Genomic DNA, 17,864 nt, shown 5'->3' with positions numbered 1-17,864 from the left:
AACCAGTTTTTTTACTCACGAATCATTCGTACCCATTTCTTTAACCCGTGTTTCTTCTGCATCTTCCATTATATCCCTGAGATATTCCCCGCGCTGACAATATTCTGCCAGAAATTACAGCTGCACAGCGCATGGCTGCCGTCGCGCTGATCCGGCGCATAAACAAGTCTCTTCTCCTCCAGCTCCGGCAGGCAGCCGGTCTCACCGGAAAGATACTGGGCCAGCCTTTTTCCGGCATATTCCAGGCGCGCCTTCACTCCGGCCAGTCTGATATCCAGCACCTCGTATCCGAACACCTTACACTCCTCCATCCAGATTCCCTGTCTGAGGTCTGCAAGTCTCTCCGTCAGTCTGATACAGGCCGGAATGCCGTTCTGTTCCGCTTCCGCCAGATAATCCCTGTCTCCGCTGTGGTAGCTGTCATGGATCCGGATCCCCAGTTCTGCTTTCTGTTCCAGAAGCCGTGCTAAAACCTCGTAGTACTCAAACAGCACATTGGCGCCCGAATGGCGGCTCCTGTACTCAGCCAGTTCCTCCGCCAGCTTCTGATAATGTTCCGTCAGTCCCAGATCACGAATCTGTTCATCGAACAGGCCCAGCATAACGTCCTGGTAGAGCAGGAACTTGGATGGATTGTCCGCGTAACGGTTATTCTTACCGGCACCGGGAACATTGTCGAACCGATCCAGAAGCCACCATGCCTCCCTGCCGTCGCCCCAGAGAAATTCCATGTAATCGCCGTCCGCCCTCCGTTCTTCGCCCTGCAAACCACTTTCTCCGTAAAAACAGGCTTCTGCAAAGGTTGTGAGAGAAAGATTTCCGGCCGTCATCGGCGTCTCCGCCCCATTGTCCTGCCAGAAAGTACAGATCACCTCTGATACACCGTTCTCCCGGCATGCTTCCAGCGCAGGCATAAGCGTCGCCGCCATCCATGAATAATTCGGTGCAACACCGTTCCATATCCACGCACCGCCTGCAAACAGCGTCTGGTCTGACAGTTTCTTATGAAGCTTGATATAATTCTCATAGTGTTTTTTCTCATCGTGATAGTAATCCCAGTAGACCATCGCTACGCCTTCCGGAATTTCCGGCAGATCGGAAAAATCGGTCTCCGGCGGCAGATCGTAGTAATCTCCGCTGGGGGACTTCAGACGAAAATACATATCACTCCAGATCATCGGCTCCATCCCGTATTTCCGGCAGATGGACAGCACCCGCTGTAAGTGGCTGTTCATGATCTCGAAGCGGTTCTGATAGCCATTTTTATTTAAGTAGTTCCCGAGGCCCAGTTCATGCGCCTCATCCATACCGAGGTGGACACGCCTGCTGCGGAAAGCGGAGGACACGCTGCTTATCATGGCATCGATCAGCCTGTAGACCTCATCGTCGCCGGCAAGGAGAATGTCCGGCGTATCGGTCAGCCCCTGCATGGTCTTCCATCGGAGCGCCGTATGCAGATGCGCCAGCGTCTGAATGCACGGTACAATCTCGATTCCAAACAGTTCCGCATAGTCATCACAGGACTTCAGTTCCTCTCTCGTGTAACGTCCGCGGAAAGCGCCAAAATACGGATACTCCGGGACCTCATACGTCTCTTCCGTATACAGCATCATAAGATTCATGCCCAGGGATGCCATGCGTCTGATGTACTCTTTTATTTTCCCGACCTTTAATACGCCGTTTCTGGAACAGTCAAGCATTGCCCCCGACGACTGGAAGCAGGCACTTTCCCGCAGCTCTAATTCCTGCAGCTCTAATTCCGAATCTGCCCCATGCGTCTCCAGATATTCCAGTGCCTTCATAAAACCTCTGAAAAAATGGACCTTTTCCCTGCATCTGATTGTTAAGACGCCATGTTTCAAAGAGACTGAAATCTCATGTTCTCCTTCCTGTTCCCAGCAGATGACCGGCTGTTCCCTTACAGCGGTGCTCTCCCCTTCTGTCCCGAGCTCATGGCCCCGCTCCTCAAGCAGCAGCTCCAGCCCTTCCCTTACATTTGCCGCACTTTGATCCAATCGAAATTTCATTTTTTAGTCCTTCCCTTTCTCTTTTTCTTCCTGATATACCGCCCGGTATTCCGACGGGTAGATTCCCGTATTTTTCTTAAATATTTTGGAAAAATACAGGGGATCCTGATATCCTACCATCCCCGCAATATCCTTTGAAGTAATATTCGGATACGCAGTCAGCAGCTCCTTTGCATTGTTCAGACGAATATTCTGGATGTACTGCGACGGCGTCAGGCCCTTATACGCTTTAAAAAGTCTGCTGAGATACGGTGAAACCAGACCGAATCTGGCAGCCAGCATCTTCGTCGTAATCTGTGCATCCAAATGGGCCAGAATGTATTCATCTACCTCCCGCATCAGATTCTTTCCTTCCTCTGCCGATTTTCCCATGCTCATGTCTTTCACATATAGAAGAAATTCATCAAACACCTGGTCCATATCCGCAGCAGAGGAAAGAAGTTCCGCAATATCCGGAAATGTATTATTTTCCTCCGGCTCATTTCGCTCTGCGGAATGGACTGCCGCCATCAGAAACAGCTTCTGCAAAATCCGTTCCAGCTCCGTCTGCGTGACTCTGAACAGCTTCATCTGGTCTCTGACATTCATCAGAATCCCCTTCAGTTCGGCAAAATCGTCTTTCTTTACGGCAAAGGAGATGGCGGATTCCGTTGACGCAGCAAGTGTGAAGGGTCTTCGTTCCGGCAGAGTGTTAGTCACAGATGATACGCCAAACATGCACTTTTCCCTTATCTCCGCCCGGAGTGCGCCAAGCCTCTCCTGCACCTGACTGATATCTGTAATGGCATTTCCATAGCAGATGGTTATCGAAATACGGGGAGGAAGCAGCGATAGAATTGATTCCGCAATTCCGGCCATATCAGGCTCGTTTAACCCCTCCAGAAGAAGAATCTGTTCATTCATCGCCTTTCCGAAAAAGCAGAATATCCCTTTCTCCTGTCTGGTCACAAGGGAAACGATCTGTTTTAAGTCATGATTCTTCCAGTACACATTCCCCGGTGTCATCTCCTCCAGACTGTTGGAATTAAACGCGCCGGCCATCAGATAGACGGGATATACCGTCTCAAATAACGCGTTCCCCGCCTCACAGGGGGTCCCTTCATACAGTATCCCTGTCAGAATCCTGCTTTTTTCCTCCCCCGCCCTCTGCCTCAGTTCTTCCTTCATCTGAGCCAGCAGCGAAGCCAGTTCTTCTCTGTCCACGGGCTTCAGCAGATAATTTTTTGCATTGTATAAGAGGGCCTTCCGTGCATAGGAAAAATCGCGGTAACCGCTTATCACTACCGCCAGCGTGGAGGGGCACGTTTCATATATGTATTTTAGAATCTCTGTCCCATCCGCCATTGGCATATTAATATCGGTAAAAACCACCTCCACCTGCTGCTCTTCCAGATATTCCATGGCCTCTCTGCCGTTTTTCGCGCATTTCACTACCGAAAATTCAGGATCAAGTCCTTCGATCATCTTTTTTATGCCGCGAAGCAGAGGTAATTCATCTTCCGCAATCAGGACCCTAATCATTCCAATTCACCTCCAAGCAGCACAACTGCCCCCTCCTCATCGTTATATAACCGGCATTCGAAATTCCTGTCATAGCATATCATCAGCCTCATATAGATATTGGGGATGCAAAGCCCGCCGATCGATATCTGTTCCAGGCTCTCCCTCACATTTTTGAAGGTTAAATTCTCTTTCATCCTTCCAAATTCTTCTAAGTACTCTTCCGCAAATCCCGTTCCGTTGTCATGAACTTTTATAAACCATTTCCCATCCTCTGCATAAACCAGAAGCCTGATTTTCCATACCGGTTCCGTGTTTTTAAAGGAATGCTTAAAACAGTTTTCACAGACAGGCTGGATCATAAGCTTTGGTATCCGGACAGCGGACAGCGCCTGGTCCATATGAACCTCATATTCGAACAGGTCTTCGTACCGTTCCTTCATCAGTTCCATATAATTGACCGCATTTTCAGCTTCCCGTTCCATCGTACAGAATCCATCTTCCATCGATGAGGTAAAACGCAGCATTTTGCAGAGCCGCGAACAGATATTTTCCACCTTCTTATTGCCGTCTGCCTGTGATTCCATGGAGATAATCGCCAATATATTATAGAGAAAATGGGGATTCATCTGAGACTGCAATGCAAATAAATGGGATTTCAGTTCATTCGTCTCCGCGGCGTACTGCTGTTCCACAGACTCCTTCATCCGGCTCATTACCGCATTAAAAGCATTCTTGATCTGTAACAGTTCATCGCTGCTTTCATAACCTGCAATGTCCATCCGGAAATGTTCCAGTGAGATCGTTTTGATCGAACGGTTCAACTCCGTCAACGGCTTTGACAGCTTCCTCACAATCAGAATTTCCGTCACAATCGCAGTAATAAGAATCAGCAGCATTCCCAGAATCATCAGTCGGTTAAACTGGGCCAGCGGCTCCATCAGCACATTCTCCGGTTTTTCGAAGAGAATGGTAAACGGCGCGTTCCGCAGTTTTCTGCTGCACACATACCGGCCTGGTACACTTTTATCCCCGTCGGTCAGCCGTCCCTCTGACGCCATCTGTATCATTGCTTCCAGTCTGCTCTCGGTCCTGCCGCTTTCGGAGCCGAAGCTCCGGTAAACAGCCTCCCCCTCGTCCGTTAGGATTACGGAATTAATATCTTTCCCTATCCCATAAAACATTTCATCCAGCCGTTCTGCAAATTCCTGCACTTCCACATATCCACACTTTAAGCTGTTGGAAGAGTAATCCTTAATCTGTCTGACAACGGAAAAATACATTTTTTCAGATAACCCGGTATCGTTCAGCACATCGTTTTGCGGCGGAACGAAGCAAACGAAGCTGTCCTCCTGCCTGAAGAAATCGCGTATCTTTGCATACTCCTCTCCCGAAAAGTAAGCCTCTGTTCCGGTCGCTGTCGTAACGGTTGTCGCCGTACAGACAAAATCCTGATCATCATTATAGAGACAGATTCTGGCATACCCGTCCTTCTTAAAATTATAAGAGTTCAGCAGCTTGATAACCTCCGAAGCAATGAGAGGCTCCCGGATAAAAAAATTGCTGTCCGGCTCCTGGTCCACCTTCTGGAAGACACTCACGATATTGGGATTTGCGGCTATCTGAAGCGCCGTTTTATCCATATTATAAAGGTGGTTATCCAGTCTGTCGGCAACGCTGGTGGCGATCACCTCAAAATCATCATTTGTCCGTTCCGTTATGGCATCCACCACATACCGGTAAAAGATTCCCATGAGGGCGGCTGATACAAAGAGAACAATTACTATGTGAAAAAAAATCATTTTCGATTGGAACTTTACTTTTTTCAGCATAAAAACCTTTCTTTTCGGTTCTTTCTACCCCTTCACAGCTCCGGCTGTCATCCCCTCTATTATATATTTCTGCAGGGCCAGATACAGGATAACGATGGGCAGTACTGTAATAACAAGCGCGGCAAAGACGTAATTCCAGTTTCTGGAATACAGGCCATAAAAATTGAAGATCATCATCGGAATCGTCGTTCGTTTCGAACTGCTCATCAGATACAGGGGCACCTGGAAATTGTTCCAGATTCCGATGGCTGCAATAATCAGGTTCGTGATCATGACCGGCTTCAGGATCGGCAGCAGCACCTTAAATATCAATTGAAATGTATTGCAGCCATCTATGATCGCCGCTTCGTCGATCTCCTTAGGCACACCAGTCACAAAGCTGGAAAAGGTCATGACTGCAAATGGCAGGTTCACCGCAGCGAAGACGAGAATCACACCGATATAACTTCCATACAGATTCATTTTAATCATCATAAAATAGGTTGTCACCATCTGCATGGTGGCTGTCAGCCCAAATACAAAATAGTAATACAGGGCGCCGGCTTTTTTATCGTTCCGTCTGGAAATTATAATTCCCGTCATGCAGCCAAGTATAATTACAATGGCGACAGAACACACCGTCACAATCAGGCTGTTTTTATAGCCCCTTAAAATCTCCCCCGTCTGAATCACATGCAGATAATTTTCAAACTGAAAGTGTGACGGCAGGCTCAAATCCATATGCAGTGCCTCTCCCTGAGTCTTAAACGATCCCAGAATCATCATAATCAGAGGGATCAGAAATACCGGACATAGAACAAGGCAGATCAGAAAAGGTATTATTTTTTTTCTATGGCGTATCCAGAATATCTTCATTATACATCAATCTCCCTTGATTTTAATAGTCTGTTTAATAAAAATGTGATTATCACAATTCCGACAGACAACAGCAACGCGCTGGCGCTGGATTTTCCGAGAAGTCCCATTCCGAACGCGCGGTACGTATAAGTGCTTAAAACCTGAGTGTCGAACCCTGGTCCTCCGCCGGTAAGGGAGTATACGAGATCAAATACCTTTAAACCACCGGTGATATTCAGCGTTGTTACAACGGTAAAGGATGGGGCCAGCAGGGGAAGCGTAATGTGGCAAAACTGCTGCCACGGACTGGCTCCGTCCAACTGGGCGCTTTCATAATACTCACCGGAGATTGCATTTAAGCCTGAGATAAAAAGAAACATGCTGAATCCCGCCCACATCCAGACTTCAATGAAGATAATCCAGAACATCGCGGTTCCATAGCTGCCCAGCCAGTCTCTGGCCAACTGCCCCATCCCCGCGGAAGCCAACAGGTTATTGACCAGACCATCCTGCTTTAAAATCCCGGTAAATAAAAGGCCCACAATCATGCAGCTCAGCACACAGGGCAGATAGAACAGGGTCCGGAATATGCTGTTGCCGCGAAAACGCTTTACAACCACAAGCGCAATCAGCAGCCCCGTTACAGTCTTAAACAGCGTGGTCGTAAACGCAAACAGCAGTGTGTTAAATATGGAACGGGCAAATACTTCATCCTGGAACAGATTAATAAAGTTACGAAGACCTATAAACTGCGGTGAATCCATACGGTCCAAATTCCAGTTCGTAAAGGAATAGAAGAATGCAATAATAATCGGCACTACAAAAAAAACGGTAAATACAAGCGCCCCCGGAAGAGCGATCCACATCGGATATATTTTTGAACGCAGCTTTCTGTTCATACATTAAAACCTCCTGATTAATGAAAGAAAGGGCGCTGCTCTGCCTTCACAGCCCGCAGCACCCGATCCTTAAACTACTTATTTAAAATCCTTCCGCTCCCTGATCCTTCATATACTGCTCATAATCCTTCTGGAATTTCTCCATAACGGCCTTTCCATCCATAGTTCCTTTGGCAGGAGCATCCACATAGTAAACGTATAAGCTGCTCTCAAACAACGGATTTAATGTCATTACGTAATAATTGAATTCTGGGATCGCTTTTCCCTCTTTGATATAGTTTTCATTAATCTCAGCCAGGTAATCCGGAACCTTGCCGCCGTCAACACCCTGGAATGCCGGGAATGCCGGGCGGTCTGCAAAGTAGAGATTTGCATATTCCGGTGTGGACCACAGATCAAAGATCTTTTTCACGACATCGAGATTCTCGGAATTTTTATATGCCACGAATCCTGCGGAGGACATATTCTCGGTGATAACGTCCGCGCCCTCCTTCATAGAGATAGGGAACATACCGATTTGGGCTTCTGGATTTGCCTCCAGGACAGACGTCGCAAAGAAGTCTCCGTTAAAGTGCATGGCTGCTGTTCCGTCCGCCACAGCCGCGATGGCATCATCGTAGGTTGCAGATGCAAAGTTGCTGTTTACGTAGCCTTTCTGATATAATTCCAGATATTTGTCCAGTACCTCGGCGAATTCCGGAACATCGCTCCACTTTGTTTCGTTTTTCAGGATCTTGTCAGCAAAATCCTTACATCCGTCCGCTCCCAGGATTTTTGCAAAATTGTCTGTCATGAGTATCTGCGGAACCCAGGTATCTTTCGGCATAAAGATCGGTGTAGTCCCGCTCTCCTTTATTTTCTCACAGGCAGCGAGAAGCTCATCCCAGGTTGCCGGCACCTCAACACCAGCTTTGTCAAACACATCTTTATTGTAGATAAATCCATGCAGTCCCGGTACGGAAAGGAATGGGAATCCATAAATCTTTCCATCCTTGGCCGTTACGTTCCCCGGTATAACCAGACGGTCTGTCCAGGCTTCGCCCGTCATGTCTGCAAAATTAGATGCCGGATCAATGATATCGTACACGGCCGGGACATTATAATCAATGATATCCGGGCACTCTCCTGAATTGAGCTTCATCTTAATCATGTTCAGAGATTCATCATCCGGCACGATCTGCGCATCGATCTTAATATTCTCTTCCTCTTCCAGCTTCTGAATCATTTTCTGGAGACCCTCGAAGTTTCGGGACTGCTGAATCAGGGCTGTCACGACCACCTTTTCTTTGCTGCCGGCTTCCTTCGCCGGTGTCTCCTGCTGTTCCTTCGAAGCCTCAGCCTTTACTGATTCTGTCTGCGGAACCTCTGCTGCTGTGTCCTTCCCCTGGCCGCCGCATCCTGCTAAAGCTCCCACCGTCACCATACACGCTGCTGCAATTGCAAATACACTTTTTTTCATGTAACTTCCTCCTGTCTCTTTGATAGATTTATGATACCATTCCTAATCCTCTGCCGTAAATGTACAAAAGTTAAATGCGGTATGGAAAAAAATTACATGTTTATCTTCGGACAAACGTGCTGCCGGGACTAAGAACAAGAAACAGCGGCCTTGAAATTAGTCACTTTCAAGACCGCTGCCGATTCAACAGGACAACACGAAATTCCATCTATTCTATTTTGCCAGTAATCGTAATATCTCCGCTCTCAAAAAATCCGGTACAATTATAAGCCCATCTGCCGGCTGAAAGCGCGATCGTTTTTGTCACATCACTGTCAGTGATCGTAATACGATGTTCTTCATGATTGGGTGAAAAAAGAGTGATATCTGCGGAGCCGCCCTTGATATCAGACTGAATGGTAAGAGTTAAAACCTGATCGTCTTTCGCATCAAAGCTGCCCGAGCGTGTAATACTGTCTCGCTTTCCATTACTCAGATTTATGACAGTACCTTTATTGTTCTCCACTTCCGCTGCCGTTTTGTCGGGACTATCACCATTACCATGACTGCGGGGAACTGTGCCGCAAATGGTAATACTGCCACTCTTAAAGAATCCGGTACAATTATAAGCCCATCTGCCGGCTGAAAGCGTAATTGTTTTCGTCTCATCAGAATCGTTAATGGTAATGCGCTGTTCTTTGTTATCAGGTGAGAAGAGAAACAAATCTACGGAACCGCCTTTGATGTCAGATTGAATCGTTATGGTTAAAATCTGATCGTCTTCTGCCTCGAAGCTGTCCGATTTGGTAATGCCGCTGTGTCCATTACTCGACAGATGAAAGACGACCTCCTCTTCTGTCTCTGCGGTATCCTGTCCGGAGGCATTTCCCGGCAGCGGATTCGGGGCAGCGGCGTAAGCGCCGGTAAATGCTCCGCCAAGGCAGATCGTAAGTGTCATGATAAAGGATAATACTTTAATCATCTTTGATTGTTTTTTATAATTCATAATAGCGTCCAGCCTTTCTTTCAGCAGCTCTCTGCTTTCATTCAATGTAACAGAGGCAAGTGAATTTTTGTAGTTTCCTTTGGGTCTGACCGCACCCAGCAAGGTATTCCCGTAGTCCCGCATAGCGTTCTCATTCAAATGCCGGATAATAGCTTCATCGCAGGATAGTTCGCACAGACGGTTGACATCGCGCGCCATCAGGTACACGAGGGGGTTAAACCAATGCAGACATACCGCCGTCTGCATAAGCCATTTATAAAACATATCTTTCCGCTTAAAATGCGTCAGCTCGTGCCTTATGGTATATTGAAAATCTAAATCCGAACAATCCGTTCCCGGCAGCACGATACAGGGATGGAAAAAACCAAGCAGCAGAGGAGATGATATGAGGCTGTTTGTATACAGTTCCACCGGAACATTGATTTTTGCGTCTTCTGCCTCTTTTCCAAACTGCTCCAAAAGATTAATATCGTCTACCGGAGTACATCCAGCTTTTACGTATTTTATAAAGCTCTGATAGATTGTAATTTTCCGTATTAACAGGATCAGAGCGACTACCAGCCAAACCAGGCCCAAATTACGTATCAGCATCAGAAGACCATATTTCATCACATTTACCGGAGAATAGTCTTCGTCCTCGGCTTTACTGTCATCTGTGATAGTATTTGGAAAGAGATCCGTTCCCTGCAGCGACGCAAAACCAGATTCAGGAAGCATTTTCCGTTCTAATTGTGAGGCTGCGTAATCATAGTTTCTAAAGAGGCTACCTACAAGATTATGTTCCGGCGCAAAGGGGAGCAGCAGTCTGGCAATTACGGCGAGCCAAATATAATACTGCCAGGCCTTGCTCATTTTTGATTGAAATAAAGGTTTGCAAAGGAACAGAATGAGAATAAGGATAGACCCGGAAAGGGATAGTGACAAAATTAGTTTTATCATTTCGTTTATTTGTGACTGCCTCCTTTTTCCCAATGGCGTTTTAAGTCCTCATAATCCTCGCAGGAAAGCAAGTCTTTTTGTAACAGCGTGGCTACAAGTCCCTTCGCATCGCATTCATAGACTTTTTCGAGAAAATCCTGCGTCTGCACCTCCTGATACTCTGCCTCGGAAACAACAGCTGTGTATTCATTCCTGCGTCCTATCTTATTCGTCTTCAAAAAGCCTTTGCTGGCCAACCTCGAGCATAAAGTAATGATCGTATTTTTTGTCCAGGGGGTGCCTCTGTCCTCTAACGCCCTGACAATCTCCGCATACAACGCCGTTCCGCCATTGTTCCAAATGATTTTCATAAGTATCAATTCATATTCTGATATTTGCTGCATCTTTTCTCATCTCCATTTTAGATTACATGCTGTACTCTAAATTTATGATAACATTTTGTACTCCACGTGTCAAGGGATATCATGAAATGATTGGGGAGACAGAAAGGTGCTGAGAAATCCCGATGATATAGAGATTTTTCAGCACCTTTTGCGTTGTATTTTTATGATAACCTTTTCCAGACATGTTTAGAAAACACTATATTCAACTGATATTCGCTAAAAACTGCCGCACCGCCTGCTCAACATTTTTACATGGCCTTCCCTGTGTCTTTATGCCGTTTTCTCCGATACAAACCACATGAAACGAATAGTTATTAACCGGAACATAGTCCATTTCTATCATGATATTGGCATCCAGATCCTGCAGCAATACCATGGTTGTCTGTGTGCTGTTAATACAGTTCTGTACTTCTGACAGGTATTCCAGACAGTCCGCCTCCTCATGGAAAGCATCTGTCAGCCTGTTCAACTTTTCGATTCTGTCCTTTGCCGTACATTTGGTATAATTCCACATAGCCCCTCCTTCTTGTATTCTTTGCTCTGCCTCAGTGTGTCAACTGGTACTGCATTGCGTAATAGCCTTTCAGAAAATAGATATGCTGATTCCTGTATATTACTATTTTACACAATTATGGAGGTGTTTACAATAAGTTTTGCCATCAGAACCTCCCCTCTTCCACCCGCATACTGTATTATAAAACAACGTTGTCCCGAACTGCGAACAGCAGCCGGCAAAAGGATGCTATGATGAATACAGATCTATGCAGCAGAATTATTCTGCCGTACTGTCCGTCCTACGAATCGGCGAGGCAGATCTTTAACCGTTCCATACAAAAATGTCCCTCCTCCATCATCTATTGCAGGAATGATGATGATGCGGCACAGGCAGTTTGTTATGGCGCCAGGCAGAAGCAGGAAATCCGAGTGAGATCCGGCGGACATAATTATGAAGGATACTGCATCGGTAATGGTAAGATGACGGTTGATACCAGTCCTTTAAAAGGGATTCATCTTGACAGCACCGGAACGCTCAAAATCGGCGGCGGTGTCTCCAACAGAGAACTTTACCATTTCTTGAAACAATACGGCTATCCATTTCCCAGCGGTACTTGCCCAACCGTAAATGCAGTCGGCCTGACTCAGGGAGGCGGCTGGGGACATTCCTCCAGAATGTATGGACTGGCCTGTGACAGCCTTGTGGAAGCAGAACTCATCGATGCCTCCGGCAGGCTGATTACTGCCAGTGAAGCGTCTCATCCCGACCTTTTCTGGGCTCTGCGGGGCGGGGGAGGCGGGAACTTCGGCGTCGTGACATCACTGAGTTACCGCCTTACACCTGTAGTCTCTCATGTCACCTATGTGGACATAGAATATTCCCGGATCGATGATTTAACCGCGCTCCGATTCTTTCAGACATGGCAGGCATGGACCACAGGCGGCGAAATTCGTTTCACCCCCAACAGCCGCATTTTTAATTCTGCACGGGACGGGATGGGCATATTCCTGCGTGGCTTCTTCTATGGAACACCGGACGAAGCGGAGGCTGCGGTTCAGCCATTTCTCGATATCCAGGGGGCACAGGTTTCGTTTCGCTATGTTACTTTTTGGGAAGCCACCGAAATTGACGCTTCGATTTACCCGGCTTCTGAAACGTTTCGGTTTGCAGGACGATTCGCGTATGCGGACTTTTCAGACAGCCAGATTATATCGCTCCTCAGCCTCATCAAGACCAGAGCGCGGGGGGCCTCCTATGCTTCCGTGGCACTCTACGCCATGGGCGGCAAAGTCAGAGCTGTAAATCCCTGCGAAACCGCATTCTATTACAGAAATTCCGACTTTATCATCGGAATCGAGACGGTATGGGAAGACTGCCTCTTCGAACCGGAGAATCAGGCATGGATGGCGGCACGCTTTCCATATTTACGTTCCTTAACCACAGGTTCGTATATTAATTTCCCATATCTATGTACAGATCACTACATGGACGCTTACTATGGAGAGAATAAAGAACGGTTAATTGAAATCAAGAAACGGTATGATCCGTGCAATCTCTTCCGCTTCCCTCAAAGCATCCGGGCTGACCATCCGCCGGGGCGGCTGCCGGAATAAGCGGCCGCCAATGAAGTTTCAAAGCAGTTGCGGCCGGTATTGTCACTTCAGCCAGCTCCTCAGGAATGGTCCTGCCAATGCAATGACAGGGAAGCCAACTCCGATAAACCGGAAGATCCATACGAAAAACCAGGTCCCTCTCTGTTCTTTTGGCACATAAATCTTATCCGGACGCCCGGGAATATAGTGAAGCTCTACCTCCTCTCCAACGGAGACGGAAAGAAAGCCGCTCCCAAAGCTGCTGTTGGTGCTGGATTCCGAAGTAATTCTGTGCTTAGCGCCCTCTGCGTAAAACTCATATATGGGGGCATACGTTCTGTCCTGGCTGCTGCCCCGCGGTTCTTTGCCTACCACGACGGCAGTGGTCACGGCGGTGGCGAATCTGCGTCTCTTAACAGCCTTACGCCCCATGGCTGATCCGATCACCATAAATACAACAGGTACCAGGACGAAAAGGATATCTCCCCATTCCCGGTCTGCCATACCGCGGTCATACTGAACCATGATCATCCCCCCGATGGCGCAGTAAAACAAACTCCACAGAAGTAAATATCCCCATTTCTTCCCGGTACTCTTTTCTTCCTGCGGCATCCCTGTATGATCTTCCCGGCTCTTGACAAGTCTGTAGAAATGAACTACAACAAGGGCTGAGCCTATCAGTGAAATGGCTGATACTACGATAACAAAGATCCAAAGTGATTGATTCATGGCGGTATCCTCCTGTCGGCAGCGGTCTGCCAGCAAACATTTATGCCGCAATCGGGTGCATGCTGCTTCATAAATTAATTCTAGTATATGCCTGCCGGTATGTCAAACCATTCCTCCAGACGCCTATGGCACTGATTGAATCACTGCAACGCCTGCAAGCTGATACCGCTTCTTGAACTTCAGTTTCGTGCGCTCCGGGAAGGTTTAAAATCATATATCATTGGTGCCTGTCAAAAATAACAACTTGATAAAACCCTGAAACGGAATATCAGCATTTGACAGAATTGTTTTGAGAACGTAGAATGAAATAAAATACAAAATAATTTAATAAAAAGGAAAAACACGATACTATTGGCAAATATACAGGGAGGTGCCTCTATGAACGATAAGATTAAAACTGCTTTGAGCTCTGAGAAATCAATGACTGTTATAAATCTGCTTTTTCTTTTGTCGCTGTTCATTCGTAACCGCGGAATCATTTTTATTGCATATATCGCGTGGATCGTTTTTCTGATCTGTTTTATTAAGAAAACCTCTTCCAGGGCCGTTAGGGCTGTCAACGGAATATTTCTTATCTTTGCGGCTGCGATGATTGTGATAAATCTGTATTCCATGATTAGTTATAGATAGGAAACTGGAACTTAGGATGTTGGTTTCTAAACGTCGTTTGGGAATGATAGGCTGATGGGAATATGGATAATACAATAGAATCAAGGTCCGCCTGATGCTATCGCATTATCCATATATTGCTTATCCGATTATCCCGTCTTCCGCCTCTGTCTTCTTCACGAAATCCAAATTATAACGCACCGCGCCGTGGTCTCTCATGATTCTGGCACGAGTAATGCGGATCGCCAGAATAACACAGCTCTCGTCTTTTTCGTCGTTTGCCTGATCGTACCAGTCGGCAAATGCCCGGCGAAGTTTCACTCTCAGTTCCGCATTCTTCGGATCCAGCACCCAGCCAAGATTTTCACCAATCCCATGTCCGTAAATCCCCTCGAAGCAAACAGCAAATGCGGTCTCTTTATTCTGAGCGATCTGAAGCATTTTATTTGACTTCGCCCATGTCGTAATATAGAACACTCCATCTTCATAATAAGCATCCACATCACGAACACAGGAACTGGGCATTCCATCAGCATTTGGTTCCATTACTACGGTCGAAAGCGCAATAACATTATCTTTTCCATTGCCGCAGCTCTCTTCTATTAATTTTATTCCCTCTTCATATCTGTTCATTGTTTAACTCCTCCTGTTAAATTTATCGTTCGTGAAACTCACAAAACCGGCAATTCATCATCTTTATTAAAATCATTCACAGCTTTAGCCATGATTCATTCACTGCCATTCCGCGCTCTGAACGGAATCCACATCTCCATATATGCCATTTCAGGCGTATGATGATCATACATCTCCGGGAAAAAGCCGTCAGCAATCAACCCGTGGCTTTTCAGCCAGCCCCTGGTAAATTTCATCATCTTTCCCATAGAGGCCATCAGCTGTTTGGGATTATCAGCCTCAAATGAACAGATGACATATTCTCTCGCAGGCAGCTGCCAGCTTACAAAACGGGAATCCTCTTCACACGGTTCTACCCCGATGAAATAAGTCGAATACCCATCCGGCGCATCGCCGTGATAAGAGACACCGAGTATCCGACCGCCGGGTATATGCGGAATGTCTTTCAGGGCATCAAAAAACTTTTTCCAAATGGCGTCGGATTCATCTACTCCTGTCCTTTCACCCATCATCTTCCCTTTTGTAAAGGAGTAATATCCGACAACACCAAGGAAGTTGACAGGCTCCCTTAGGGTTCTTCGGTTATATTCCAACACTAACCCTTCGCCGATTAAAGGCACCCCTTCGTCTACCATCCTGTAATTCAGGGATAGATCAGGCTTGTCATAATTCATTAGGCCTACGGGCTTGTCCCGGTATTGCGCCGGTGTAATGCCATAGGTGTCCTTGAATGCCCGTGTAAAAGTCTCACGACCGCCGAAGCCGTATTCCACCGCAACGTTTAGGATGCTGTTTTCTTTGTTTCTCAGAGACTCGCATGCCCGGGCCAAACGCCGCAGTTTGACGTATTCCCGCACCGGCTTCTTCACCAGCCGCGCGAACAGCCTCTGATAGTAAAACAGTGACAGTCCGGCAAGATCCGCCAACTCCTCGATCTGGATTTCCTCGCCAATATGTTCCTCAATATAGTTTAAAGTCTTTTGTATGGATTCCCACGCATGCATAGCAGCACCTCGCTTCTCACTATACCATAATTTTCAGACAGATGCGTGACCGTGTCTGCCCTTTTTCTATTCGGTGTTCCTTCCGGCATACTCCATTCTTGAGGACATCTGGATATCACGCTGTTTTTACCATCATACCATATCGAACATACGTTTGCAATCAGAATATGCATCTGATTCTATATCAACCGCCTCCCCCTCTGCATACCCTATATAGAATTGGAGGCGTAAATAATGATGAGACAAGAACAGCTAAGCATCGTAACAGACAAATACTTAACATGCTTTAACAACATACTGGACCAAATGATACAGCAGATGAACAGTGCCCAACTGAGCAACAGTATTTCCTATAATTTTATTGTTCAGATGATTCCCCACCACAAGGCAGCAATCGAGATGTCCTGTAATCTCCTGCAGTACACCACCCTGGTACCACTGCAGGAAATTGCGTTAAATATCATTGAAGAACAGACTAAGAGCATTGAGAATATGGAGGCAATCCGGAACCGCTGTCAGATGTTCTGCAACCCGCCGCAGAAAATCGAACTTTTCCTTTGTCACTATAAGCAGATTACACAGACTATGTTCGATGATATGAGAAATGCATGTTACACAAATGATATCAATGCGAATTTTATTCGTGAAATGATCCCCCATCACAGAGGCGCCATCCAAATGTCACGTAATGCCCTGCAGTTTCCAATCTGCCAGGAGCTGAAGCCGATTATCCAGTCGATTATCGTGTCGCAGCAGAATGGGATTCGGGAAATGGAGTGTCTGCTTAAATGTATTGAGAAATGTGACAGACCGTGCTGACAAAAAAGCTTCACACACCCCAATCCCCCGGTCCGAACACCCGGACCGGGGGATTGTCATCCAATTCTTTCTTATACCCTTTTCTTCTTCCGCGCCATAATCATACTCTGCACCACCAAAAACAGGCACAGCATGGCGGCCACGGTAATTCCCGTCCACCACGCCTGATCGAGGCCGATGGAGGAAACGATATTTTGAATCGTGCTGAGTGACAGCACGCCGACAAACGTACCGGCGATATTGCCGACGCCGCCCGTCAGAAGCGTTCCGCCGATGATGGATGACGCGATTGCGTTCATCTCCATGCCCATGGCATGGGAGGCCGATCCGGAACCTACGTGCAGGAAATAGACGTAACCGCCGATCCCCGCCAGAAGGCCGCAGAGCAAATGCGCCAGAAATCTGGTCTTCTTCACATTGATTCCAAGCATCAGAGCGCTCTGCCTGCTGCCGCCCACCGCGTAAAAATTCCGTCCCGCCTTCGTCCATTTCAGGATACAGAACAGGATAATCACCACCAGAACGGCGACGATCACGCCGATCTCCACATAGGCGTTAATGTATTTTCCCAGCTTGTTTACCGTTCCGAGTCCGGGTACATTGATCCGTGTATCTTTCAAGGCTGCAAAGCCTTCATTGGCCACATTAAACGGAGCCGTATGAACAATCGTCGTCATGCCTCTTGCAAAGAACATCCCCGCCAGTGAGACGATAAACGGCTGGATATCCAGATAGGCCACGAGAAAGCCCTGTACCGCGCCGAATGCCAGACCGATTCCCAGCGCAATCAGCAGGGAGGCAAAGACACTGCCTCCGTGATAATCCAGGTATACGGCGCAGCTCATGCTGACCAGTGCGACGACGCCTCCCACGGAGATATCGATTCCGCCGGTGATCATAACGAGGCTCATGCCGCAGGAGGTAATGATGAGTGCTGCATTCGCATTCAGAATATTAAAAAACGTCTGAGGCTTTAAAAACCCCTTTTTCAGAAATATCATGGCTCCGATATACATGACAAGGAAAACCACGATCGTAATGAGAAGCAGCAAATTCGTGTCAGTCAGCCTTTTCGGCTTATTTGGCAGCGCCTGGCTGCCTGCTTTTTTTGTGTTTGACAT

Annotated in this window: 15 protein-coding genes; 2 read left to right on the top strand and 13 right to left on the bottom strand. The window is 47.0% G+C overall.

Translation table 11 applies throughout. The features are described 5' to 3' along the window. Window positions 1-68 precede the first annotated feature (68 nt). The 9 genes from H8S80_RS03900 to H8S80_RS03860 all read right to left on the bottom strand — a co-directional run bounded on the left by H8S80_RS03900 (window position 69) and on the right by H8S80_RS03860 (window position 11,375). Complete coding sequence (locus H8S80_RS03900; protein ID WP_117630288.1) at window positions 69-2,027, bottom strand: beta-N-acetylhexosaminidase; 1,959 nt, start codon at window positions 2,025-2,027, stop codon at window positions 69-71. A 3-nt stretch (window positions 2,028-2,030) separates the two neighbouring features. Next, the gene (locus tag H8S80_RS03895) at window positions 2,031-3,548 is read right to left on the bottom strand and encodes a response regulator transcription factor (protein WP_117630287.1); all 1,518 of its coding nucleotides are present in this window, start codon (window positions 3,546-3,548) and stop codon (window positions 2,031-2,033) included. Beyond that, the gene (locus H8S80_RS03890; protein WP_117630286.1) at window positions 3,545-5,359 is read right to left on the bottom strand and encodes a cache domain-containing sensor histidine kinase; all 1,815 of its coding nucleotides are present in this window, start codon (window positions 5,357-5,359) and stop codon (window positions 3,545-3,547) included. Before H8S80_RS03890 ends, H8S80_RS03895 begins: the two co-directional genes overlap by 4 nt. Before the next feature lie 24 nt (window positions 5,360-5,383). Next, window positions 5,384-6,214 carry a carbohydrate ABC transporter permease gene (locus H8S80_RS03885; protein ID WP_002600217.1) on the bottom strand — a complete coding sequence of 277 codons (831 nt, stop codon included), beginning with the start codon at window positions 6,212-6,214 and terminating at the stop codon, window positions 5,384-5,386. Further along, a complete protein-coding gene (locus H8S80_RS03880) occupies window positions 6,214-7,095 on the bottom strand; it encodes a carbohydrate ABC transporter permease (RefSeq protein ID WP_117630285.1) in 882 nt (293 codons plus the stop codon). The genes H8S80_RS03885 and H8S80_RS03880 overlap by 1 nt, the downstream gene beginning before the upstream one ends. An 82-nt stretch (window positions 7,096-7,177) precedes the next feature. Then, the gene (locus H8S80_RS03875; protein WP_117630284.1) at window positions 7,178-8,554 is read right to left on the bottom strand and encodes an ABC transporter substrate-binding protein; all 1,377 of its coding nucleotides are present in this window, start codon (window positions 8,552-8,554) and stop codon (window positions 7,178-7,180) included. 208 nt (window positions 8,555-8,762) lie between these two features. Continuing rightward, window positions 8,763-10,478, bottom strand: coding sequence for a M56 family metallopeptidase (locus H8S80_RS03870; RefSeq protein WP_243007805.1), 1,716 nt, complete (start codon window positions 10,476-10,478; stop codon window positions 8,763-8,765). 5 nt (window positions 10,479-10,483) lie between these two features. After that, window positions 10,484-10,861 (bottom strand): BlaI/MecI/CopY family transcriptional regulator, encoded by a 378-nt coding sequence (locus tag H8S80_RS03865; RefSeq protein ID WP_002600221.1) that lies wholly within the window; start codon window positions 10,859-10,861, stop codon window positions 10,484-10,486. A gap of 202 nt (window positions 10,862-11,063) precedes the next feature. After that, entirely contained in the window at window positions 11,064-11,375 is a 312-nt protein-coding gene (locus H8S80_RS03860) for a hypothetical protein (protein ID WP_002600228.1), read from the bottom strand. A 230-nt stretch (window positions 11,376-11,605) separates the two neighbouring features. Between H8S80_RS03860 and H8S80_RS03855 the strand changes: the two genes are divergently transcribed. Then, window positions 11,606-12,970, top strand: coding sequence for an FAD-binding oxidoreductase (locus tag H8S80_RS03855; RefSeq protein ID WP_117630282.1), 1,365 nt, complete (start codon window positions 11,606-11,608; stop codon window positions 12,968-12,970). Between the two features lie 42 nt (window positions 12,971-13,012). Here H8S80_RS03855 and H8S80_RS03850 read toward each other — a convergent pair whose 3' ends face one another. From H8S80_RS03850 to H8S80_RS03840, 3 genes are all read right to left on the bottom strand, one after another. Next, complete coding sequence (locus tag H8S80_RS03850; RefSeq protein WP_117630281.1) at window positions 13,013-13,678, bottom strand: DUF3592 domain-containing protein; 666 nt, start codon at window positions 13,676-13,678, stop codon at window positions 13,013-13,015. 750 nt (window positions 13,679-14,428) lie between these two features. Next, window positions 14,429-14,920, bottom strand: coding sequence for a pyridoxamine 5'-phosphate oxidase family protein (locus H8S80_RS03845; RefSeq protein ID WP_117630280.1), 492 nt, complete (start codon window positions 14,918-14,920; stop codon window positions 14,429-14,431). A 95-nt stretch (window positions 14,921-15,015) separates the two neighbouring features. Next, complete coding sequence (locus tag H8S80_RS03840) at window positions 15,016-15,924, bottom strand: AraC family transcriptional regulator (protein ID WP_117630279.1); 909 nt, start codon at window positions 15,922-15,924, stop codon at window positions 15,016-15,018. 234 nt (window positions 15,925-16,158) lie between these two features. On the opposite strand from H8S80_RS03840, the gene H8S80_RS03835 reads away from it, so the two are divergent. Continuing rightward, entirely contained in the window at window positions 16,159-16,743 is a 585-nt protein-coding gene (locus H8S80_RS03835; protein WP_002600234.1) for a DUF305 domain-containing protein, read from the top strand. Between the two features lie 71 nt (window positions 16,744-16,814). Here H8S80_RS03835 and H8S80_RS03830 read toward each other — a convergent pair whose 3' ends face one another. After that, window positions 16,815-17,864, bottom strand: a complete 1,050-nt coding sequence (locus H8S80_RS03830) for an ABC transporter permease subunit (protein WP_002600235.1) — start codon at window positions 17,862-17,864, stop codon at window positions 16,815-16,817.

It is taken from the genome of Hungatella sp. L36, from assembly GCF_014288035.1.
The sequence above is the reverse complement of the archived record's forward strand: the minus strand, read 5'-3'. Positions and strand labels throughout refer to the sequence as shown.